Origin of the sequence: Aeromonas schubertii (assembly GCF_000820105.1) — a bacterium.
Lineage (GTDB): Bacteria > Pseudomonadota > Gammaproteobacteria > Enterobacterales > Aeromonadaceae > Aeromonas > Aeromonas schubertii.
This window is the reverse complement of record NZ_CDDB01000075.1, coordinates 374-1408: the sequence shown is the minus strand read 5'-3', so window position 1 is coordinate 1408 and position 1035 is coordinate 374. Positions and strand designations below refer to the sequence as shown.

Sequence of the window (1035 nt, the reverse complement as noted above, 5' to 3'; positions counted from 1 at the left end):
AGCGGGCTATCCTGGCTCGCTGACACCACTGCGGGCCGGCTTGTTCCTCAAACCGGCCCGCGCTAGATTGAATGCACCCCCTTTGTTGAGGCCCTTCAAGAGAAACTGCCAGTGAAATCCCTGCTGCTCTTGCTCGCACTATTGCCCGCCATCGCCCTGGCCGCCCCCCGCTCGCACCTGGTTATCGGAACCGGGACCATCACGGGTGTCTACTATCCGGCCGGTGGAGCCCTCTGCCGCCTGATCAACCAGGATCCCGCCCTGCCCGAGTGCGCCGTGCTCAGCACGGCGGGCTCTCGGGAGAACCTGTCTCTGCTGCAGGCGGGGAAGATAGATCTCGCCCTGGTGCAGGCAGACCTCTTGTGGGAGGCCCATCTTGGTGTGGGGAGCATTCGGGGCATCAGCCCCCTCTTCACCCTCTACACCGAGCCCCTCAATCTGGTGGTGCGGGCCGACAGCGGCATAGCGAGCCTGGAAGACCTCAAGGGCAAGCGGCTGGATCTGGGGCCGGCCGGCTCGGGGGATCGCACTACCGCCACGGCCCTGCTCGAGGCGATGGGCTGGTCCCCTGACGCCCTGCCACAGGAGAGCCCGGTCGATCGCGCCCAGGCCCTCTGTGCCGGCGAGATCGACGCCCTGTTTCTGGTCGCGGCCAATCCGAGCCAGATCATCACGGACTTGCTAGGCCGCTGCCAGGCTCGCCTCATCCCGATAGAGGGAGAAGCAGTCGAGACCCTGCTGGCCAACCGCCCCGACTATCGCAAGAGCCATATCACTGCCGGCCTCTACCCGGGGCAGGAGCAGGATCTGGCCAGCATGGGAACCGCCGCCGTGCTGGTGGCACGAGATGACCTTCCGGCAAGCCTGGTCTATCGCCTCGACGCTCATCTGCTGGCCGACATGGCGCGCTTCCAGCGCCTGCACCCCGCCTTTCTCTCCCTCAAAAAGGAGCAGATGCTCTCTGCCGTGCTGCCCCTGCACCCGGGCAGCCAGGCCTATCTGGAGGGAGCTCCGCCTCCCGCCGAGGCGGCCTCG

Annotated in this window: 1 protein-coding gene; it reads left to right on the top strand. The window is 66.6% G+C overall.

Translation table 11 applies throughout. From position 1 onward, the window contains the following. Window positions 1–111: 111 nt before the first annotated feature. Window positions 112–1035, top strand: a 924-nt coding sequence (locus BN1133_RS15595) for a TAXI family TRAP transporter solute-binding subunit (RefSeq protein ID WP_157432352.1), incomplete at its 3' end; no start/stop codon positions are given.